General features: G+C 55.9%; 22 protein-coding genes. 8 read left to right on the top strand and 14 right to left on the bottom strand.

What is annotated here, in order from left to right:
• Positions 1 to 34: 34 nt before the first annotated feature.
• Both cpxA and cpxR read right to left on the bottom strand, forming a co-directional pair.
• Positions 35 to 1408, bottom strand: a complete 1374-nt coding sequence (gene cpxA, locus SK53_RS20430; RefSeq protein ID WP_003862003.1) for an envelope stress sensor histidine kinase CpxA — start codon at positions 1406 to 1408, stop codon at positions 35 to 37.
• Positions 1405 to 2103: an envelope stress response regulator transcription factor CpxR gene (gene cpxR, locus SK53_RS20425; protein WP_003862004.1), complete on the bottom strand. Its 699-nt coding sequence runs from the start codon at positions 2101 to 2103 to the stop codon at positions 1405 to 1407. Before cpxR ends, cpxA begins: the two co-directional genes overlap by 4 nt.
• A gap of 150 nt (positions 2104 to 2253) precedes the next feature.
• Here cpxR and cpxP point away from each other — a divergent pair, with 150 nt between their 5' ends.
• The 6 genes from cpxP (at position 2254) to SK53_RS20395 (ending at position 8399) form a co-directional block, all read left to right on the top strand.
• On the top strand, positions 2254 to 2760 hold the full coding sequence (gene cpxP / locus SK53_RS20420; protein WP_048209938.1) for a cell-envelope stress modulator CpxP: 507 nt from the start codon (positions 2254 to 2256) through the stop codon (positions 2758 to 2760).
• Between the two features lie 153 nt (positions 2761 to 2913).
• On the top strand, positions 2914 to 3798 hold the full coding sequence (gene fieF / locus SK53_RS20415; protein ID WP_022652064.1) for a CDF family cation-efflux transporter FieF: 885 nt from the start codon (positions 2914 to 2916) through the stop codon (positions 3796 to 3798).
• Between the two features lie 184 nt (positions 3799 to 3982).
• Positions 3983 to 4945, top strand: a complete 963-nt coding sequence (gene pfkA, locus SK53_RS20410) for a 6-phosphofructokinase (RefSeq protein ID WP_003862009.1) — start codon at positions 3983 to 3985, stop codon at positions 4943 to 4945.
• Positions 4946 to 5176: 231 nt separating this feature from the next.
• Positions 5177 to 6166 (top strand): sulfate ABC transporter substrate-binding protein, encoded by a 990-nt coding sequence (locus tag SK53_RS20405; RefSeq protein WP_003862012.1) that lies wholly within the window; start codon positions 5177 to 5179, stop codon positions 6164 to 6166.
• A 111-nt stretch (positions 6167 to 6277) separates the two neighbouring features.
• Entirely contained in the window at positions 6278 to 7021 is a 744-nt protein-coding gene (locus tag SK53_RS20400; protein ID WP_048209937.1) for a CDP-diacylglycerol diphosphatase, read from the top strand.
• Positions 7022 to 7094: 73 nt separating this feature from the next.
• Positions 7095 to 8399, top strand: a complete 1305-nt coding sequence (locus SK53_RS20395; protein ID WP_048209936.1) for an SLC13 family permease — start codon at positions 7095 to 7097, stop codon at positions 8397 to 8399.
• Between the two features lie 47 nt (positions 8400 to 8446).
• Here SK53_RS20395 and tpiA read toward each other — a convergent pair whose 3' ends face one another.
• Both tpiA and SK53_RS20385 read right to left on the bottom strand, forming a co-directional pair.
• Positions 8447 to 9214 (bottom strand): triose-phosphate isomerase, encoded by a 768-nt coding sequence (gene tpiA / locus SK53_RS20390; protein WP_003862019.1) that lies wholly within the window; start codon positions 9212 to 9214, stop codon positions 8447 to 8449.
• A gap of 111 nt (positions 9215 to 9325) precedes the next feature.
• A complete protein-coding gene (locus tag SK53_RS20385; RefSeq protein ID WP_003862020.1) occupies positions 9326 to 9922 on the bottom strand; it encodes a DUF1454 family protein in 597 nt (198 codons plus the stop codon).
• Positions 9923 to 10034: 112 nt separating this feature from the next.
• On the opposite strand from SK53_RS20385, the gene SK53_RS20380 reads away from it, so the two are divergent.
• The gene (locus tag SK53_RS20380; protein ID WP_003862022.1) at positions 10035 to 10454 is read left to right on the top strand and encodes a DUF805 domain-containing protein; all 420 of its coding nucleotides are present in this window, start codon (positions 10035 to 10037) and stop codon (positions 10452 to 10454) included.
• Here SK53_RS20380 and fpr read toward each other — a convergent pair whose 3' ends face one another.
• From fpr to SK53_RS20360, 4 genes are all read right to left on the bottom strand, one after another.
• Positions 10455 to 11201 (bottom strand): ferredoxin--NADP(+) reductase, encoded by a 747-nt coding sequence (fpr, locus tag SK53_RS20375; protein WP_003862024.1) that lies wholly within the window; start codon positions 11199 to 11201, stop codon positions 10455 to 10457. It lies immediately after the preceding gene.
• Positions 11202 to 11297: 96 nt separating this feature from the next.
• Positions 11298 to 12308 (bottom strand): class II fructose-bisphosphatase, encoded by a 1011-nt coding sequence (glpX, locus tag SK53_RS20370; protein WP_023315041.1) that lies wholly within the window; start codon positions 12306 to 12308, stop codon positions 11298 to 11300.
• Between the two features lie 123 nt (positions 12309 to 12431).
• Positions 12432 to 13940, bottom strand: coding sequence for a glycerol kinase GlpK (glpK, locus tag SK53_RS20365; RefSeq protein ID WP_003862028.1), 1509 nt, complete (start codon positions 13938 to 13940; stop codon positions 12432 to 12434).
• A 21-nt stretch (positions 13941 to 13961) separates the two neighbouring features.
• Complete coding sequence (locus tag SK53_RS20360; protein ID WP_003862030.1) at positions 13962 to 14807, bottom strand: MIP/aquaporin family protein; 846 nt, start codon at positions 14805 to 14807, stop codon at positions 13962 to 13964.
• Between the two features lie 399 nt (positions 14808 to 15206).
• Between SK53_RS20360 and zapB the strand changes: the two genes are divergently transcribed.
• The gene (gene zapB, locus SK53_RS20355) at positions 15207 to 15446 is read left to right on the top strand and encodes a septal ring assembly protein ZapB (RefSeq protein ID WP_003862031.1); all 240 of its coding nucleotides are present in this window, start codon (positions 15207 to 15209) and stop codon (positions 15444 to 15446) included.
• A gap of 80 nt (positions 15447 to 15526) precedes the next feature.
• Here the strand turns inward: zapB and rraA are convergent, their stop codons facing one another.
• The 6 genes from rraA to cytR all read right to left on the bottom strand — a co-directional run bounded on the left by rraA (position 15527) and on the right by cytR (position 21146).
• Positions 15527 to 16012 carry a ribonuclease E activity regulator RraA gene (gene rraA / locus SK53_RS20350; protein ID WP_003862032.1) on the bottom strand — a complete coding sequence of 162 codons (486 nt, stop codon included), beginning with the start codon at positions 16010 to 16012 and terminating at the stop codon, positions 15527 to 15529.
• 92 nt (positions 16013 to 16104) lie between these two features.
• On the bottom strand, positions 16105 to 17025 hold the full coding sequence (gene menA, locus SK53_RS20345) for a 1,4-dihydroxy-2-naphthoate polyprenyltransferase (RefSeq protein WP_022652060.1): 921 nt from the start codon (positions 17023 to 17025) through the stop codon (positions 16105 to 16107).
• A gap of 68 nt (positions 17026 to 17093) precedes the next feature.
• Positions 17094 to 18425 carry an HslU--HslV peptidase ATPase subunit gene (gene hslU / locus SK53_RS20340; protein WP_003862035.1) on the bottom strand — a complete coding sequence of 444 codons (1332 nt, stop codon included), beginning with the start codon at positions 18423 to 18425 and terminating at the stop codon, positions 17094 to 17096.
• 9 nt (positions 18426 to 18434) lie between these two features.
• On the bottom strand, positions 18435 to 18965 hold the full coding sequence (hslV, locus tag SK53_RS20335; protein ID WP_003862036.1) for an ATP-dependent protease subunit HslV: 531 nt from the start codon (positions 18963 to 18965) through the stop codon (positions 18435 to 18437).
• Between the two features lie 94 nt (positions 18966 to 19059).
• Positions 19060 to 20028 (bottom strand): cell division protein FtsN, encoded by a 969-nt coding sequence (gene ftsN / locus SK53_RS20330; RefSeq protein ID WP_003862037.1) that lies wholly within the window; start codon positions 20026 to 20028, stop codon positions 19060 to 19062.
• 92 nt (positions 20029 to 20120) lie between these two features.
• Positions 20121 to 21146 carry a DNA-binding transcriptional regulator CytR gene (cytR, locus tag SK53_RS20325; protein WP_003862038.1) on the bottom strand — a complete coding sequence of 342 codons (1026 nt, stop codon included), beginning with the start codon at positions 21144 to 21146 and terminating at the stop codon, positions 20121 to 20123.
• Positions 21147 to 21160: the final 14 nt, after the last annotated feature.

Raw genomic sequence — 21160 nt, 5'->3', positions numbered from 1 at the left:
CGGGTAAGGCGAAGCCGCCACCCGGCACATACGGTTACGAACGCTTATACAGCGGCAGCCACAGCGTTAACCTGAGCCCGCCCAGCGGGCTGTCATCGGCTTTCACCCAGCCACGGTGCTGTTGCATGGCGGTTTCAACAATCGCCAGACCCAGTCCCGTACCGCCAGATTCACGGTCGCGTGCCTCGTCGGTACGGTAGAACGGACGGAAAATCTGCTCGCGGTCTTCCGGGCTGACGCCAGGACCGTCGTCGTCGACGATGACGGTGATCCCGTCTTTATCCACCGAGAACGCCACCTCAATCTTCGTGTGCGAGTAGCGCAGGGCGTTACGCACGATATTTTCCAGCGCGCTTTCCAGCGCGTTGGGGTTACCGTAGAGCGGCCACGGGCCCGGCGGGAAGTTAACGGTGAAGGATTTGCCCATCTGCTCCGCTTCAAACGCCGCGTTGTCCAGCACCTCATGCCACAGATGATTGGCTTTCACCGTTTCGCTCACCAGCGCGTTTTTCTGCTGATTGCGCGACATCACCAGCAGATCGTTTATCATGCTGTCCAGGCGATGCGCTTCCGTCTCAATACGCTCCAGCTCTTTGCTCTCACCGCTGCGGCGGCGCAGCAGGGCGGTACCCAGCTGTAAGCGCGTGAGCGGCGTCCGCAGCTCGTGGGAGATATCCGACAGCAGGCGTTGCTGCGCGGTCATCATGCGGTCAAGAGCAGAGACCATCTGGTTAAAACTGGTTCCGGCGGCCAGGAACTCCTGCGGCCCGGATTCCAGCTCCGGATGCTGCCTCAGGTTGCCCTGCGCCACTTCGTCCGCCGCATTTTTCAGCTTACGCGCCGGTTTCGCCAGGCTCCACGCCAGCCATAATAGCAGCGGGGAACTGACCAGCATCGTGACAATCAACAGCAAAAGCGGACGGTCAAACAGCAGGTTGATGAAGTCGGACTGGGAACTGCTCGCAGGGCGAATCAGGTAGAGCTGATAATTGTCTTCCCCGTCCCGAACCGAGAAAGGACCAACCATCTCTACCCGACCATATTTCTTTTTCTGTGGGTGATCGGCGTTATCCGCCTGGCCAATAAAGTTGCGGATAATCTGCATTTCATTGCGATCGGCCCCAATCACGCGACCTTCGCTGGTGACCAGTAAAAGACGTTGTCCGGGGGGCGCCCACTTGTCGATAGCGCGAAACAGCCTGCGCCACCACATTAAATCGTTCGGCGGATCGTTTGCCAGCTCCGCTTCCACGTGCTGCTCGATCATCACGCCCTGACGTTGCTCGCTGTCGAGTAGCTCCGTCATCTGGCGTGAGTCGAGTTTTGGCAACATCAAAACGAGCATTAAAACCAGTGCCAGCGTCAGCCAGAAGATGGCGAAGATGCGGGCGGTTAAGCTGCCTATCATGAAGCGGAAACCATCAGATAACCACGACCACGCAGGGTTTTGAACCAGGGATGACCGTCTTTACGCTCCGGCAGCTTACGGCGCAGGTTCGAGATATGCATGTCGATGGCGCGGTCAAACGGGGTGAGGCGTTTGCCCAGCACTTCCTGGCTTAAGTGTTCACGCGACACCACCTGGCCGAGATGCTGCGCCAGCAGATACAGCAGGGTGAACTCGGTGCCGGTTAGCTCCAGCGTTTCACCGTCGAAGCTCGCTTCCTGTCGGCCCGGGTTCAGGCTCAGGGAGTCCACTTCCAGCGTAGGTGAGCTGTTGTCGGTATTCTGCTGCTGCTCGCTCCAGTGAGAGCGGCGCAGGATCGCGCGAATACGGGCCACCAGTTCACGGTCGTTGAACGGCTTAGGTAAATAGTCATCCGCACCCAGCTCAAGGCCGAGTACGCGGTCAAGCTCGCTGCCGCGTGCGGTCAGCATAATGACGGGGGTCTGGTGTGTCTGGCGAAGCTCTTTCAACGTATCAATACCGTTTTTCTTCGGCATCATGACGTCGAGCAAAAGTAAATCGATGCTGTCGTCAAGGAGACTCAGCGCCTGCTCGCCATCATGGGCAACCAGGACGTTGAAACCTTCCATGTCGAGCAACTCCTTTAAAAGAGATGTGAGCTCTCGGTCATCATCAACTAACAGGATTTTATTCATTGTTTAAATACCTCCGAGGCAGAAATTACGACATCAAGGCTATCTAATCCATGACTTTACGTTGTTTTACACCCCCTGACGCATGTTTGCAGCCTGAATCGTAGACTGTCTCTCGTTGAATCGCGACACGAAAGATTTTGGGAGCAAGTGATGCGCAAAGTTACCGCTGCCGTCATGGCCTCAACGCTGGCCTTCAGTGCGTTTAGCCAGGCTGCTGTAGCTATCATCAGCGATAACGGTTCCTCAGCAGAGGGCGCAACGCAGCACAGCAGCCAAAGCCATATGTTTGACGGCATAAGTTTAACCGAACATCAGCGTCAACAGATGCGAGATCTGATGCAGAGGGCAAGACACGACCAGCCCCCTGTTAATGTTAGCGAAATGGAGACAATGCATCGCCTTGTCACCGCAGAAAATTTTGACGAAAGCGCTGTACGCGCTCAGGCCGAAAAAATGGCGCAGGAACAGGTTGCCCGCCAGGTAGAGATGGCGAAGGTTCGCAACCAGATGTTCCACCTGCTAACGCCCGAGCAGCAAGCGGTTTTGAATACCAAACATCAGCAACGTATGAACCAGTTGCGTGAGGTTGCACGGATGCAGCGAAGCTCAGATATTACGCTTTTCAGTAGCAATAGCAGTACCCGTAGTAACCAGTAAACCCTGTTTTCCTTGCCATAGACACCATCCCTGTCTTCCCCCACATGATGTGGGGGTTTTTTTTGCCCATCGTTCCGGTTTGTTAACGCTTTATTCATCCTTTCACTCCACCACCATCCGTTATACTAGCGCCATGGCATGACAGGAGTGTTTATGAATCAATCCTATGGACGGCTGGTAAGCCGGGCCGCAATAGCCGCGACGGTGATGGCGTCGTGTTTACTGATCATTAAAATTTTCGCGTGGTGGTACACCGGATCGGTCAGTATTCTGGCGGCGCTGGTGGACTCACTGGTGGATATTGCCGCCTCGCTGACCAACCTGCTGGTGGTGCGCTACTCGCTGCAACCGGCGGATGAAGAGCATACGTTTGGCCACGGCAAAGCGGAATCGCTGGCCGCGCTGGCACAAAGCATGTTTATTTCGGGCTCTGCGCTTTTCCTGTTTTTGACAGGCATTCAGCATCTTGTTTCGCCGTCACCAATGAACGATCCGGGCGTTGGCGTGGTCGTAACGGTAGTTGCACTTATAAGCACACTTGTTCTTGTAACGTTCCAGCGCTGGGTTGTACGCAAAACACAAAGCCAGGCTGTACGGGCCGATATGCTTCATTATCAGTCTGATGTTATGATGAATGGGGCTATTCTTATTGCGCTTGGTCTGGCCTGGTATGGCTGGCATCGGGCCGATGCGTTGTTTGCGTTAGGGATAGGGATCTATATTTTATACAGCGCCTTGCGGATGGGGTATGACGCGGTACAGTCGCTTCTTGACCGTGCGCTTCCGGATGCAGAACGTGATGAAATTTATGCCATCGTGACCAACTGGCCCGGCGTCAGTGGTGCTCACGATCTTCGTACGCGGCAGTCAGGGCCGACCCGCTTTATTCAGATTCATTTGGAAATGGAAGACAACCTGCCACTGGTTCAGGCGCATATGGTCGCTGAACAGGTGGAGCAGGCGATTTTGCAGCGTTTCCCTGGGTCAGACGTCATTATTCACCAGGACCCATGCTCTGTCGTACCCAGGGCGTTTTGAGCTTTCGTAATTCGTTGTAAAAAAGTGAGCCAGAGCAGCATTTTGTGGATAAATTACCACCATATGGCCTGACCTGAATCAATTCAGCTGGAAGGGATTGATATACTATTTGCAGTATTCGACGGTTGAACAGTTTCTTCCGGCAGCAGATTTCAATTTTGCATTCCTAAGTTCAGAGGTAGTCATGATTAAGAAAATCGGTGTGTTGACAAGCGGCGGTGATGCGCCGGGCATGAACGCGGCAATCCGTGGGGTTGTCCGTGCAGCGCTGACGGAAGGTCTGGAAGTTTTTGGTATCTATGACGGTTACCTGGGTCTGTATGAAGACCGCATGGTTCAGCTCGACCGCTACAGCGTGTCTGACATGATCAACCGTGGCGGTACTTTCCTCGGTTCTGCACGCTTCCCGGAATTCCGTGACGAACACATCCGTGAAGTGGCTATCGAAAACATGAAAAAACGGGGTCTGGATGCGCTGGTGGTTATCGGCGGCGACGGCTCCTACATGGGTGCAAAACGTCTGACTGAAATGGGCTTCCCGTGCATCGGCCTGCCTGGCACCATCGACAACGACATTAAAGGCACCGACTACACCATCGGTTACTTCACCGCGCTGGGTACCGTTGTGGAAGCGATTGACCGCCTGCGTGACACCTCTTCCTCTCACCAGCGTATTTCCATTGTTGAAGTGATGGGCCGTTACTGCGGTGACCTGACTCTGGCAGCGGCAATTGCCGGTGGCTGTGAGTTCGTGGTGGTGCCGGAAGTGGAATTTAGCCGTGAAGATCTGGTCGCTGAAATCAAAGCCGGTATCGCGAAAGGTAAGAAACACGCCATCGTTGCTATCACCGAGCACATCTGTGACGTTGACGAGCTGGCGAAGTACATCGAAACCGAAACCAAACGCGAAACCCGCGCGACCGTTCTGGGTCACATTCAGCGTGGTGGTTCCCCAGGCCCGTACGACCGTATCCTGGCGTCCCGCATGGGCGCGTACGCGATCGAGCTACTGCTTCAGGGACACGGCGGCCGCTGCGTCGGTATCCAGAACGAGAAACTGGTTCACCATGACATCATCGATGCCATTGAAAACATGAAGCGTCCGTTCAAAGGTGACTGGCTGGACTGCGCGAAAAAACTGTACTGATTGGCTCTGTTGCCCGGTGGCGGCAAGGTAAATGCAAAACGGTAACCCTTGGGTTACCGTTTTTTATGGTTGCTCCCTCTCCTGTGGGAGAGGGTTGGGGTGAGGGCATCAGTCCGCTCATTCACTTTTTTTATTCCTCCACGTTATAGCCAATCTTTTTTTATTCTTTAATCATCGGTTAGCTTTCTGGCACGCTGCATTCATCAAAACACTACACAAGAGAGCTGGGCGATGAATAAATGGGGCGTGGGGTTAACATTATTGCTGGCATCAACCAGCGTTCTGGCAAAGGACATTCAGTTACTGAATGTGTCGTACGATCCGACGCGTGAACTGTACGACCAGTACAACAAAGCTTTCGCGGCGCACTGGAAACAGGAAACCGGCGATAACGTGGTGGTTCGCCAGTCTCACGGCGGTTCCGGTAAGCAGGCGACATCGGTGATCAACGGTATCGAAGCCGACGTGGTGACCCTGGCGCTGGCTTATGACGTGGATGCGATCGCGGAGCGTGGCCGTATCGACAAAAACTGGATCAAGCGCCTGCCGGACAACTCTGCGCCATACACCTCGACCATCGTCTTCCTGGTGCGCAAAGGCAACCCGAAACAGATTAAAGACTGGAACGACCTGATTAAGCCTGGCGTGTCTGTCATTACCCCGAACCCGAAAAGTTCCGGCGGCGCACGCTGGAACTACCTGGCGGCCTGGGGCTACGCGCTGCACCACAACAACGGCGATCAGGCCAAAGCACAGGACTTCGTCAAAGCACTGTTTAAAAACGTCGAAGTGCTGGACTCCGGCGCGCGCGGCGCAACCAACACCTTCGTCGAGCGCGGCATCGGCGACGTGCTGATCGCCTGGGAAAACGAAGCCCTGCTGGCGACCAACGAGCTGGGTAAAGACAAGTTCGAGATCGTCACCCCGAGCGAATCCATCCTCGCTGAGCCGACCGTCTCCGTCGTCGATAAGGTTGTTGATAAGAAGGGCACCAAAGCGGTGGCGGAAGCCTACCTGAAGTACCTCTACTCACCGGAAGGGCAGGAAATTGCGGCGAAAAACTTCTACCGCCCACGCGATGAGGCCGTCGCGAAGAAATACGAAAACGCCTTCCCGAAACTGAAGCTGTTTACTATCGATGACGTTTTTGGCGGCTGGACCAAAGCGCAGAAAGAGCACTTCTCTAACGGCGGCACCTTCGACCAGATCAGCAAGCGCTAAGCGTTTTACAAAGAACGACACGGTAACCCGGTGTGAGAAATCCGCCGGGTTTTTTATTTGGTCATCATTTTGCGTTACTCTTTTGCCTCTATTGAAAACAGGGAACGCGTTGTGAAAAAAATTATCTTACTGATTCTGATCGTTATCGCCCTTGCCGCAGGCGGCGTGTACTGGATGAAAGCGGGTAATCCGAATGCGTTGCGTCATATCGTTCTCGACCAGTGTGTGCCCAACCAGCTGCATAACCGTAACCCGGCACCGTGCGCGCAGGTGAAGCCAGATGCGGGCTACGTGGTGTTCAAAGACCGCAACGGATCGCTGCAATACCTGCTGATGCCCACGTACCGTATCAACGGCACTGAAAGCCCGCTGCTGACAGAGCCGCAGACACCGAATTTCTTCTGGCTGGCATGGCAGTCTCGTCATTTTATGAGCATGAAACGAGGAGCCGACGTGCCTGACAGCGCCGTTTCGCTAACCATCAACTCCCCGACCGGGCGCACGCAAAACCATTTTCATATCCACATCTCCTGTCTGCGCCCAGACGTGCGCGAGAAGCTGAACGCGTCGCAGGGGCAAATCAGCACCCAGTGGTTACCGCTTCCGGGCGGGCTGGAAGGGCATGAATATCTTGCCCGTCGGGTGACGGAGAACGAACTGGTGCAGCGCAGCCCGTTTATGATGCTGGCGGAAGAGCTGCCAGAAGCGCGCGACCATATGGGACGCTTCGCGCTGGCGATGGCGCAGCAGTCAGACGGCTCGTTTGTATTGCTGGCGACAGAGCGTAATTTGCTTACCTTTAACCGCGCGTCGGCTGAGGAATTGCAGGATCATCAATGCGATATCCTGAAGTGACCCCACCATAAATAGCGTTTACTCGCCCTGCCTGTCGCCGTAGACTTGCTGAAAAATTCTACAGGAGACAGGTATGTCGCTCTGGTTAACGCATCCTCTGCTGCTTCCCTCGCTGATCGTCGGCGTCACCATCGTGCTGTGGGCGACGTCGCTGTTGCCCGAATTTATCACCGCGCTGCTGTTTTTCACGGCGGCGATGGCCGCCAGAATCGCCCCGCCGGAAGTAATCTTCGGCGGCTTCGCCTCGTCTGCCTTCTGGCTGGTGTTCAGCGGCTTTGTGCTGGGTGTGGCGATTCGGAAAACCGGCCTGGCGGACAGGGCCGCCCGGGCGCTGTCGGCAAAGCTTACCGACTCCTGGGTGCTGATGGTGGCAAGCGTTGTGCTACTGAGCTATGCCCTGGCATTCGTGATGCCGTCGAACATGGGACGTATTGCGCTGCTGATGCCGATTGTCGCCGCGATGGCGAAGCGGGCCGGCATTCCTGATGGCTCGCGGGCCTGGTTTGGCCTGGCGCTGGCGGTCGGGTTTGGCACCTTCCAGCTCTCGGCCACTATTTTGCCCGCCAACGTGCCCAACCTGGTGATGAGCGGCGCGGCGGAAGGCTCATACGGTATCCACCTGAACTATGTTCCGTATCTGCTGCTGCACACCCCGGTGCTGGGTATTCTTAAAGGCCTGATTCTGATTGGCCTGATCTGCTGGCTGTTCCCCGGCAACCCGAAACCGGCGAAGGATCTCGCGCCATCGGAACCGATGGGGCGTGACGAAAAACGGCTCGCCTGGCTGCTGGCGGTGGTGTTGACGATGTGGGTGACGGAGAGCTGGCACGGCGTGGGCCCAGCGTGGACAGGGCTGGCGGCCTCGGTCGTCGTTATGCTGCCGCGTATAGGTTTTATCACCGGGGAGGAGTTCTCGGCGGGGGTGAATATGCGTACCTGTATTTACGTCGCGGGTATACTCGGGCTGGCCATTACGGTAACGCAGACCGGTATCGGTTCGACCGTAGGTGAAGGGTTGCTCCATATCATGCCGCTGGATGCAGACCGTCCGTTTACCAGCTTCCTGGCGCTGACGGGGATCACCACGGCGCTCAACTTCATTATGACCGCCAATGGCGTTCCGGCGCTGTACACCACGCTGGCGCAGAGCTTCTCGGACGCGACCGGCTTCCCGCTGCTGTCGGTGATCATGATCCAGGTGCTGGGGTATTCCACACCGCTGCTGCCGTATCAGGCGTCGCCAATTGTGGTGGCGATGGGCTTAGGGAAAGTGCCTGCGAAGGCGGGGATGCTGCTCTGCCTGGCGCTGGCGATTGCGACGTATCTGGTGCTGCTGCCGCTGGATTATTTGTGGTTTAGCGTATTAGGACGTTTGTAGTGGTTTTGTAGGGCGGGTTAGCGAAGCGCCACCCGCCACAAAGGCAATTACGCCTGCTTAGCCGCTTCTGCCGCTTTAACGATCACCGCGAAAGCGTCTGCTTTCAGGGATGCGCCGCCAACCAGCGCGCCATCGATGTCTGGCTGGGTGAACAGCTCAGCTGCGTTTGATGCGTTAACGGAACCGCCGTACTGGATGATGACCTGCTCAGCCACTTTCGCGTCTGCTTTTGCAATGTGGTCACGAATGAACTTGTGCACCGCCTGTGCCTGCGCTGGAGTTGCAGATTTGCCGGTACCGATCGCCCAGACTGGCTCGTAAGCGATAACCGCGCCTTCGAACGCTGCCGCGCCCTGGGTTTTCAGCACAGCGTCGATCTGACGTGCGCACACTTCTTCGGTTTTACCCGCTTCGTTTTCTGCTTCGGTTTCACCGATGCACAGAACCGGGATCAGACCCTGCTCTTTCAGCACAGCGAATTTCTTCGCGATGAACTCGTCAGATTCTTTGTGGTAGGTGCGACGCTCAGAGTGGCCGATGATGATGTATTTCGCGCCGATGTCTTTCAGCATTTCAGCGGAGGTTTCACCGGTAAACGCGCCAGACAGGTTAACGTCAACGTTCTGCGCGCCCAGAATGATGTGGCTGCCGTCAGCGGCACGTTTAGCCAGATCCAGGTACATATCCGGCGGAGCGATAGCAACCGCGCAGCCGGTCACGCCAGCCAGCTCTTTACGCAGGTTAGCAACCAGTTCGTTTACCATGTGGCGGCTGCCGTTCAGTTTCCAGTTACCCATCACTAAAGGATGTCGCATTTCAATTCTCCACGCTCAATAAGCGAATTAAGGAATATGGCCACCCTTAAGGGCAGCATGGTCTGTGAATCAGTATAGAGATTTTCCCTCGAAAGGCTTTGCTTTTTGTCATTAATTCGCCCCCTCGAGTGCGTCTGATAGTGCCAGCTTAATCGGTTCAACCGCGAAGGTCAGCCCCTTTTCGCCGTTATCTGCGACGACATAGCGAACGGCACCTTCCGTATCGGCGTAATAGCGTTTGTTTTTCCCCGCGGTAAGAAGTTTTTGCAGCTTTTGCTGGCTTTGTGCTTTCGTGAAGGTGGGGGTAAAGGCGCGCAGAATAGCGCTCATGTACTCCAGCGCTTTCGCTTTCGCCGCTTTCTGCTCTGGGCCCTGAATCGGCAGCCAGGTGATCTGCATGCTTTTGATTTTTAACGTTCCGCGCTCAAGGGCGGTAGAGGCATACAGATTCTCGTTAATTTTGCTGGCCGCGCGGGTCAGGGTCGGCGTATCGCGGGCGCTGTCAATCGCTCGGAACTCTCCCAACGGAAGTGAGGGATTTTCTTTGTTGAAGGCTTCGCGGAACTGGCTGATAGATTGATCGAAAGAGGGAGCGCCCGCCAGAAGATAGGGGGCGGTGACCGGGGAAGCCGTTTCCGTGGCGTACAGGGAAAAACTGGCGCTCAGCATCGCTAAACACAAATAAAGAGAGTGTGCCGAACTTTTCATCAACATTGCCCCTGGCCGTCATTGCCCATGATTAAAACGATATCTGGTCGGCTTGTCAAAAGGTCACAACTCCAGGGTAAAATGCGGGCTAAACAATAATAAGGAACCTTACATGACCATACAGCAGTGGCTGTTTTCATTCAAAGGGCGTATTGGGCGCCGTGACTTCTGGATCTGGATTGCAACGTGGGTTGTCGCCATGCTGCTTCTGTTTTTTGTTGCCTACAACGCATGGCTGAGCACGCAAACCGCGGCATTTGCGCTGGTCTGTTTACTGTGGCCAACCGCCGCCGTGGTGGTGAAACGTCTGCACGATCGTGGCCGCTCCGGCGCATGGGCTTTCCTGATTATCCTGGCGTGGATGCTGGTGGCGGGGAACTGGTCATTGCTGCCCTCAATCCTCCCATGGGTGGTGGGCAGACTGCTGCCGACGGTTATCTTTGTAATGATGGTTGTCGAACTGGGCGCGTTTATCGGCACCCAGAGCGAGAACAAATATGGAAAAGATACCCTTGAGGTGAAGTACCGCTGATCACCAGTAGTGTTCGGCGGTCATGTGGCCCGGCCGACGGCGAAGGTGCTTCGTCATCTGCCGGGTATCCTTCAGCAACTGCTGCGTATCGCGCACCATCTGCGGGTTGCCGCACAGCATCACGTGGCTGGTTTCGGTATTCATCGGTAAACCCACCGCCTCTTCCAGCGCGCCGCTTTCAATCAACGCCGGAACGCGACCGGTTAACGAGCCAGCTGCGGTTTCGCGGCTGACCACCGTCTGAATTTTTAACTTTCCGCCATATCGCTGTTCCAGCGCCTGCATCTGCGGCAAATAGCTCAGGTCTGCGGCGTAGCGCGCGGCGTGAACCAGCACGATATTTTTAAAGCGCTCCAGATCTTTGCCGTATTGCAGAATGGAAAGATACGGGCCGATGGCCGTGCCGGTCGCCAGCATCCAGAGCGTGTCACAGTCGGGGATTTCATCCAGCACGAAGAACCCCGCCGCGTCGGAGACAATCTGCACTTCATCGCCCGGCTTCAGCGCGGCGAGGCGTGGGCTGAGCTTACCGTCCGGGACGGTGACCAGATAGAACTCAAGGTCCGGGTTATCAGGCGCATTAACGTAAGAGTAGGCGCGCTGTACGCGTTCACCGTCGATATCCAGCCCGAGTTTGGCAAACTGCCCGGCAGTAAACGGATGAACGGGAGCGTGCAGCGTGAGGCTAAATAGCGCATCGGTCCAGAACTGTACCTTTGTGACTTTACCTGTTACCCAGTCCGCCATGATCTTCTCCTGTGCTGTTTCTCTCTTCTATCTTCCGTACTTGTGGGAAACATTTCCAGCCCATTCGGGCCGGAAAGCTCTATCGATCAAACGGTTTTACAGAATGTGCGTCTGTACGTCCGGATCTTTACGATCGAGATAATGAATGGACTTAATGCGGCGAATGGTGCGGGATTTACCGCGGATCAGCAGGGTTTCAGTGGTGGCCATGTTGCCCTTGCGGGTGATGCCGTCCAGCAGATCGCCTTTGGTGATGCCGGTTGCGGAGAAGACCACGTTATCGCTGCGGGCCATCTCGTTCAGCGCGAGCACTTTATTGGCCTCGATGCCCATCGCCGCGCAGCGCGCCAGTTCGTCTGCACCAATGCGAAGGTTCTCGTCGCTGTCGCCTTTGACCTCATGGCGTGGCAGCAGACGCGCCTGCATATCGCCGTCCAGCGCGCGGATCACTGCCGCAGAGACCACACCCTCCGGCGCGCCGCCGATGCCGTAAAGCACGTCGACTTCGCTGTCAGGCATGCAGGTAAGAATAGAGGCGGCAACGTCGCCATCCGGAATAGCAAATACGCGCACGCCAAGCGTTTGCAGGTACGCGATGGTGGCGTCGTGGCGCGGTTTCGCCAGAATGGTCACGGTGAGTTCGCTGAGCGCTTTACCCAGCGCCGCAGCGATATTGCGCAGGTTGGCGTCCAGCGGCAGACTAAGGTCGATAGCGCCTTTAGCGCCAGGACCGACGATCAGCTTTTCCATGTACATATCGGGCGCGTTGAGGAAGCAGCCCTTATCGCCCACCGCCAGTACCGCCAGCGCGTTGGCCTGGCCCATCGCCGTCATGCGCGTGCCTTCGATCGGGTCGACCGCGATATCCACCGCATCGCCTTTGCCGGTCCCGACCTTTTCACCGATGTAGAGCATCGGCGCTTCGTCGATCTCGCCTTCACCGATGACGATAGTGCCGTCGATGTTGACCTGGTTAAGCACAATGCGCATGGCGTGGACGGCTGCGCCGTCTGCGGTATTTTTGTCGCCACGGCCCAGCCACTTGTAGCCTGCGAGGGCGGCAGCTTCGGTGACGCGGGAAAACTCGATAGCAAGTTCACGTTTCATGAGGTACTCGTACAATCAAAAGGAATTGCACGAAGTTTATCACAGAGTGGGGAGGGTCGAGGGGACCGGTGCGGTTGGAGCCCCTCACCCTAACCCTCTCCCCAGGGGAGAGGGAATATAGGCTTACTCGTCGTGCTCTTCCCACGCCAGGGCACGTTTCACCGCTTTCTTCCAGCCGCTGTAGCGGTAGTTGCGCTCGGTGGTTTCGATGCCAGGACGGAATTCGCGTTCGATAACCGCTTTTTCCTGAAGCTCGTCGAGGTTTTGCCAGAAGCCAACCGCCAGACCTGCCAGATACGCCGCGCCCAGCGCCGTCACTTCTCGCACCTCAGGACGTTCAACGCGAGTGCCCAGAATGTCGGACTGGAACTGCATCAGAAAGTTGTTGGCTACTGCACCGCCGTCCACGCGCAGGGCGTGCAGACGAATGCCAGAGTCAGCCTGCATCGCTTCCAGCACGTCGCGCGTCTGGTAGGCGATGGATTCCAGCGTCGCGCGAATGATGTGGTTTGAGTTCACGCCGCGCGTCAGGCCGAAAATCGCGCCGCGGGCGTACGGATCCCAGTACGGTGCGCCCAGACCGGTGAACGCTGGCACCACGTACACGCCGTTGGTGTCTTTCACTTTGGTCGCGAAGTATTCGGAGTCAAACGCGTCGCTAATCAGCTTCATCTCGTCGCGCAGCCACTGAATGGAGGCACCCGCCATGAATACCGCGCCTTCCAGAGCATAGTTCACTTCGCCGCGCGGGCCGCAGGCGATGGTGGTCAGCAGACCGTTTTCTGATTTCACCGCTTTCTCGCCCGTGTTCATCAGCATAAAGCAGCCGGTGCCGTAGGTGTTCTTCGCCATCCCTTCTTTTACGCACAGCTGGCCGAACAGGGCTGCCTGCTGGTCACCGGCGATACCGGCGATAGGAATACGCGTGCCGCCTTTACCGCCAATGTTGGTCTGGCCGTACACTTCTGAAGATTTACGCACGTCTGGCAGCATCGCTCGCGGAATGTCCAGCGCGTCCAGCATCTTGTCATCCCACTCCAGAGTGTTGATGTTGAACAGCATGGTGCGCGAGGCGTTGGTGTAGTCGGTGACGTGAACGCGTCCCTGAGTCATCTTCCAGATAAGCCAGGTATCGACGGTACCGAAGAGCAGCTCGCCACGACGTGCGCGCTCGCGTGAACCTTCCACGTGGTCGAGGATCCACTTCACTTTGGTGCCGGAGAAATAGGGGTCAACCACCAGGCCGGTGGCGCTGCGCACGTACTCTTCCATCCCGTCGCGCTTCAGCTGTTCGCAGATCTCTGACGTACGGCGGCACTGCCAGACGATGGCGTTGTAGATGGGCTTACCGGTTTCGCGCTCCCAGACCACAGTCGTTTCACGCTGGTTGGTGATACCGATAGCGGCAATCTGGTCAGAACTGATGTCGGCTTTCGCCAGCACTTCCACCAGCGTGGAGCTTTGTGACGCCCAGATCTCCATCGGGTCGTGTTCAACCCAACCTGGACGCGGATAAATTTGCTCAAATTCGCGTTGAGACACGCTGACAATGTTCGCGTCATGATCCATTACGACAGCGCGGGAGCTGGTAGTGCCCTGGTCGAGCGCAACGATATATTTTTTTTCGGTCATGGTATGTGTCCCGTAGTCAGATTACAGCGAAGCTTTTTGTTGTGTGGTGGAAGTTGTCTCTTTTTCCTCTTCCACACAGGTGTCGCACGGTAAGTGGCGACCAATTAATTTGCGATAGCCGAATGCGCCCAGCGCCGCCCCTACAATTGGCCCGAACAGCGGAACCAGGAAGTAAGGAATGTCTTTGCCGCCCGTGAAGGCGACATCGCCCCATCCCGCAAAGAAGGCGAAGGTTTTTGGACCCAGGTCACGCGCCGGATTCATCGCAAAACCGGTCAGCGGACCCATGGATGCGCCAATCACCGCAATCAGAAGGCCAATCAGAAGTGGTGCCAGCGGGCCGCGCGGAATGCCGTTTCCGTCGTCGCCCAGCGCCATAATGACGCCCATCAGAATAGCGGTAATCACCATTTCAACTGCGAACGCCTGCACAAAATTGATATGCGGATTCGGATACGTTGAGAAAATGCCTGCCAGATCCAGACTTTCGACACTGCCACGCACCATATGATGCGTCTGTTCGAAGTCGATGAAAAGATTGTAATAAAGCCCGTAAACTAACGCCGCTGCGCAAAAGGCGCCGGCAAATTGCGAAATGATGAAAGGAACAACTTTGCGTCCGTCAAAGCACGCGAATAGCCACAACGCGATGGTCACCGCCGGGTTAAGATGTGCGCCGGAAACCCCTGCGGTCAGGTAGATGGCCATCGCCACGCCCAGACCCCAGATAATACTGATTTCCCACTGACCAAAACTGGCACCCGCCACTTTCAGTGCAGCGACACAGCCTACTCCGAAGAATATCAACAACCCGGTACCCAGGAACTCGGCAATGCACTGGCCTTTTAAGGTTGATGTCTGACTCATAATCGGAATCCTGCAAAAGAGTAATGTTTATTGTTTGCGTGACCGCCCGTGACAGTCACGATGCCCTGTAGACATAGTGTTAATTTATCGTTAACGAGCACAAACGAGAAATATCGAAATCGAAATGTGTGGTCTGTGTCAATAAAATGAGCGTTTTCGCGCCATAAAGCGCGTTTTTGCATCAGGTAATGATTGTGGGTTGAATCATTTCTTTAACTTATGGGTTAACAACTTAGGGGTATATGCGGCGAACGCACCAGGACGAGGCCGAAAAGTGTTGCAAACCGCGATCTGCGTGGCATGCCGCTGGACAGGGGCGACGGCGCTCCATACAATCGGAACATATGTTGTGCGCGTTTACGTTAAAGCGTCGCCTTGCAATTCAGGAGAGGTAGGATCATGTCTTTAGAAGTGTTTGAGAAACTGGAATCGAAAGTACAGCAGGCGATTGACACCATCACGCTGCTGCAAATGGAAATTGAAGAGCTGAAAGAGAAGAACAACTCCCTGTCTCAGGAAGTTCAGAATGCTCAGCACAGCCGCGAAGAACTGGAGCGCGAAAACAACCAGCTGCGCGAACAGCAGAACGGCTGGCAGGAACGCTTGCAGGCGCTGCTGGGACGTATGGAAGAAGTCTGATTTCCTTGGGAATGAATTGAACAGGCCGGGTAAGGCGTAGCCGCCACCCGGCTTTTTTATGCATCTCGCTTACCGATTAACTACTCAATATCCAGCGCATCCTCAGAAAGGATAATGCCGGTATTGTCAGCATAAAGGTGGTCACCCGAGAAGAAGGTCACGCCGCCGAAGTTAACGCGCACGTCGCTTTCGCCGATGCCTTCACCCGCTGCGCCAACCGGAATGGCGGCAATGGCCTGAATACCGATATCCAGATCTTCCAGATCGTCCACCTGGCGCACGGAGCCGTAGACCACAATCCCTTCCCACTCGTTTTGCACCGCAAGGCGGGCGAGGTCCGCATCGATCAGTGCACGGCGCACTGAACCGCCACCATCCACCAGCAGAACGCGGCCACGACCGTTCTCTTCGAGCAGATCGTACAGCAACCCGTTGTCCTCGAAACATTTCACCGTGATGATTTGTCCGCCAAACGACGACCGTCCACCAAAGTTGGAGAACAGGGGTTCAACGACGTTGACATCTTCCTGGTAGATGTCACAAAGCTCGGAGGTATCGTATTTCATAGGTTTAACGCTCTGTTGCTGCGAATGTGTTCAGTATATCGTGCGAAATGCGTTGTTGGCAAAATCATCAATTGTTAATTGATATTTGTCAGCTAACTCAGCGTCTGGCTTAAGACAATCCCGATGACGAACAGCAGGTTAGTCAGTAACGCGCCTTTTACCGTACGTTCCAGCATCGGTGGCATGGCGGCCGGGCTGCGTTCACGCATGACATAGCGGGCCTGCTTAATCAGCAGCGGTGCGGCGAGCACAAACAGCCAGCCCCACAGGCTGTGCAGAGAGATCAGATTGAACAGTGCCAGGCAGACCAGCGCGCCGATGAGCAGGAAGGCGTGATAGCGGCGTGCATTCACCGGACCCAGACGCACGGCCAGCGTGTTTTTACCGTTCTCGCGGTCGCTGTCGATGTCGCGCAGGTTATTGATATTCAGCACCGCCGTCGCCAGCAGACCGCAGGCGGTCGCCGGCAGGAACAGGGCAGGTATCACCGTATGCGCCTGCAAGTACCAGCTTCCCATCACGCTCAGCCAGCCGAAGAACACCAGCACGGAGATGTCGCCCAGGCCAATATACCCGTAAGGACGCGTCCCGACGGTATAGGTAATGGCTGCAATAATGGCAAGCAAGCCTAGCACCAGGAAGCCAATGAAATCACTGGTGGTTTTCGACGCGACCGTCACCAGCGCCAGCCCGGACAGGCAAATCAATACCACGGTGATAATCAGCGCCCGTTTCATCTGTGCCTGGGTAATCACCCCTTTTTGCATCCCGCGCAGCGGCCCGATACGGTCAGGCTTGTCGCTGCCCTTTACCGCATCGCCGTAATCATTGGCGAGATTAGAGAGGATTTGCAGCAGCCCGGCGGTGACAAGCGCCAGGCCTGCTACCAGCGGATCGAAATGACCCTGCCACCAGGCAAGCGTGGTACCGACAATAATGGCGGCAAAAGCCAGAGGAAGCGTTTTAGGGCGCAGACTTTCGAGCCACGCCTGTGTACGGCTGATATCAGTCATAGTTATTTAGCCAATAAAAATGGGGGCCATAGCCCCCATCAACAGTGATGAAAATGCATTGAACGCGATTATAGAATAAAACGGCTCAGATCTTCATCTGCCACTAACGCATCCAGGTGTTTGCCCACATAGTCTGCGTCAATGGTAATGCTTTGACCGTTAAGGTCGCTCGCATCATAAGAGATGTCTTCCATCAGGCGTTCCAGCACGGTGTGCAGACGACGCGCACCGATGTTCTCGGTGGTTTCGTTGACCTGCCACGCGGCCTGGGCGATGCGCTTGATACCGTCATCGGTAAATTCAATGTTCACGCCTTCGGTCGCCATCAGCGCTTTGTACTGTACGGTCACAGAAGCGTTTGGCTCAGTCAGGATACGTTCGAAATCTTCGGTGGTCAGCGCCTGCAACTCAACGCGGATTGGCAGACGACCCTGGAGTTCCGGGATCAGGTCAGACGGGCTGGCAATCTGGAACGCACCGGAGGCGATAAACAGAATGTGGTCAGTTTTAACCATGCCGTGCTTGGTGGAGACGGTGCATCCTTCCACCAGCGGCAGCAGGTCGCGCTGAACGCCTTCGCGGGAGACATCCGGGCCGGACGCGTTGCCGCGCTTACAGATTTTGTCGATTTCGTCGATAAACACGATACCGTGCTGCTCAACCGCGTCGATAGCGTCCTGTTTCAGCTCCTCCGGGTTAACCAGCTTCGCGGCTTCTTCTTCAATCAGCAGCTTCATCGCGTCTTTGATTTTCAGCTTACGCGCTTTCTGCTTCTGCCCGCCCAGGTTCTGGAACATGGACTGCAACTGGCTGGTCATCTCTTCCATGCCCGGAGGCGCCATAATTTCCACGCCCATTGGCGCGGCAGCGAGATCGATCTCAATCTCTTTATCGTCCAGCTCGCCTTCGCGCAGTTTTTTGCGGAATGCCTGACGCGCAGCAGAAGGTTCAGACTGCTGTTCAGCCTGTCCCCAGTTGTTTTTTGCCGGTGGGATCAGCACGTCGAGAATACGCTCTTCGGCCATCTCTTCGGCGCGATAGCGGTTTTTCTCAATCGCCTGGACGCGCACCATCTTAATCGCCGAATCGGTCAGATCGCGGATGATGGAGTCCACTTCTTTACCCACATAGCCCACTTCGGTGAACTTAGTGGCTTCAACTTTGATGAACGGCGCGTTAGCCAGTTTGGCCAGACGACGGGCGATTTCGGTTTTACCCACACCGGTCGGGCCGATCATCAGAATATTTTTTGGCGTCACTTCGTGGCGAAGCTCTTCGTCGAGCTGCATGCGACGCCAGCGGTTACGCAGTGCGATAGCCACGGAGCGCTTGGCATTGTCCTGGCCGATAATGTGTTTGTTCAGTTCGCTGACAATTTCGCGTGGGGTCATTTCAGACATGGGCGATCCTTACGCTTTAGACGGTAATTCTTCGATGGTGTGATTGTGGTTGGTATAGATGCAGATATCACCTGCAATATCCAACGCTTTCACCGCGATATCGCGCGCGTTCATGTCGGTATTTTCCAACAGCGCACGGGCTGCGGCCTGGGCGTACGGGCCGCCAGAGCCGATGGCAATCAGGTCGTTTTCAGGCTGAACTACGTCGCCGTTACCGGTGATGATCAGCGAGGCGTTTTCGTCAGCCACGGCCAGCAGCGCTTCGAGCTTGCGTAGCATGCGGTCGGTACGCCAGTCTTTTGCCAGCTCAACGGCGGCTTTCACCAGATGACCCTGATGCATTTCCAGTTTGCGTTCAAACAGTTCAAACAGCGTGAAGGCATCAGCCGTGCCGCCTGCGAAACCGGCGATCACTTTGTCGTTATAAAGACGACGTACTTTCTTCACGTTGCCTTTCATGACGGTATTACCCAGCGTGGCCTGGCCATCACCGGCAATTACCACCTGGCCGTTACGGCGTACACTTACTATTGTTGTCACGAGCAGACCCCCTGGTTACAGATTCGGGAAACAGAAGCCCTGAGCCTGTGCTCAGGGCTGAATTAAATGATAGATGGGGGGGATTTTGGGGGTTTCAACCCCCGGAGGCGAGTCGAATGCAGTTTGTGTGGCCAGCCACTTTCAAACGGGAAATGGTGCCGTCTGCGTTTTCTTTGCCTTTGACCGGTCCAATCACTACGCGATTCCAGCCGTTATTGGTGGTAATGCGTGAGTCAAATCCTTCAAATGCCAGCTGAGCACGCACCGTTTCTGCCTGTTCGGCGCCTTTAAACGAACCGCACTGAACCATCCAGCGGCGTTCATCTTTTTTCTCAGCCGTCTGCTTCGGCACCTCGGTCTCTTTGGTGACCGGCGCAGCCTGCTGCGTTTTTGGCTGTTGCGCAGTGGTATGCGCAGGCGTCTGCAACAGATCCTGATACGGCTGTGCCGTTTGCTTCTGCGGCTGCGCCTTCGGTTGCTGCTGGACAGGCTGAGTTTGTACGGTACGCGTCTGCTGCTGCGGTTGTGAACGCGGCTGCTGTACCGGCTGCGTCTGCGTCCACTGCTGCTGTTGCGTTTGCTGCTGAGCCTGACGCTGGCGCTGCAATGTTTGCTGACGCTGCGCCGGGGTTTGTTCGTTCCACGGCACTTCGTTCAACTGCGTAGGCTGCTGGCGCATGTCCGCCTGCATCTGAGCGAGCAATTGACGCTGTTCGTCCGTCAGCTGATCGGCATTCTTCACTTCACCCCCGGCAGAAGGCTCGGTAGGCGCACGTACGCCAGGCTGGCGGCTTTCCAGCTCTTTAATGTAGCGCCAGCGCTCTTCAGGCTTAGGAGGAAGGCCGTTGCCGACGACCTTGTTACCCTGAAGGGCTTCAGACTCTTCTTTTTTATGATGCGTAATGAAGTAGAGGCCGCCAATAAAGGCCACCAGCACGGCCGCAGCAATGGCGACCATGGCTGGGGAGACAGCAGACAGGCTACGTTGCTTGCTTTTTGAACTACTCTTTTTGCGTCGCGAAGGTGCCGGCTGGCCGCGACGTACATAATCTCGTTGTGCCACTATCGTTTCGCTGTATTTATTCGTTCGTCAGCCCGCCATGTTACTTAAGCGACGGGGCTTTGACCAGATAAGGGTGTCGAAAGGTATTTACTTTAAGTTAATGCCTGGGTAGAGCCGCGCACAATTAGCTCACAATCCAGTAGCCGTGACCCACTGCTAACTGTTTGACCGTGCAGCTGATCCAGCAAAAGCAGCATCGCTTCCCGGCCAATGTCATACCGCGGCTGTGCAACGGTCGAAAGCGGCGGATCGCAAAACTCCGAAAGCGAAATATTATCAAAACCGATTATCGACAGGTCCTGCGGCACACGCAGGCCGTGACGTTTGGCGTAGGATAACGCCCCTAGCGCCATCACGTCGCTGTGGCAGAAGACCGCGGTAGGCGGTTCTGGCAAGGCCAGCAATTTTTCCAGCGCCTGCCCGCCCGCTTCAAAGGTGAAATCACCGCGCGCAATGTAGTGCGGATCGACGATAGCCCCGGTACGGCGCAGCGCCTGAACGTAGCCCTGCAAGCGGTAATGACACAGCGGCATCTCTTCTGGTCCGGCGATACAACCGATGCGCTTATGCCCCAGTTCCTGAAGATAGTTCACGGCGTTGAACGCGGCGGTGAGGTTATCGATATGAACGGTTGGCAGCTCCAGCTCCGGCGCGAATTCGTTCGCCATGACCATCGGCGGTAAATTGCGCTGTTCTTCAATGCTGGCATCAAACGGCAGGCGTGAGCCAAGCAGCAGCATGCCATCAATCTGCTTGGTGATGATCAGGTCGATGAACGTTTTTTCCTGCTGGTTCTGGTGGGCACAATCGCCAATCAGCACCAGATAGCCCTGGGCGGCGGCCGTGACTTCAATGCCGCGGATGATTTCGCTGAAGAAGGGATCGCAGATGTCGGGCACGATCACCAGGATGGTGCGGGATTCGTTGCGTTTTACGTTACGCCCCATGGCTTGCGGAAAATAACCGACCTCAAGCGCCGCCTTTTCAACCCGGTTTCGGGTCGCCTGGGAGACTTTGTCAGGGTTCATCAATGCGCGGGACACGGTTGCTGTTGAGACTTGTGCTTTCTCGGCAACGTCTTTCATGGTCGCCGAGGCAACCTCTTTCCTGGACTTCAACGTCTTCTCCTCGC

The organism is Enterobacter sp. MGH119 (assembly GCF_001037675.1).
GTDB classification, from domain to species: Bacteria; Pseudomonadota; Gammaproteobacteria; order Enterobacterales; family Enterobacteriaceae; genus Enterobacter; species Enterobacter hormaechei_C.
This window is presented reverse-complemented; position numbering and strand designations above follow the sequence as displayed.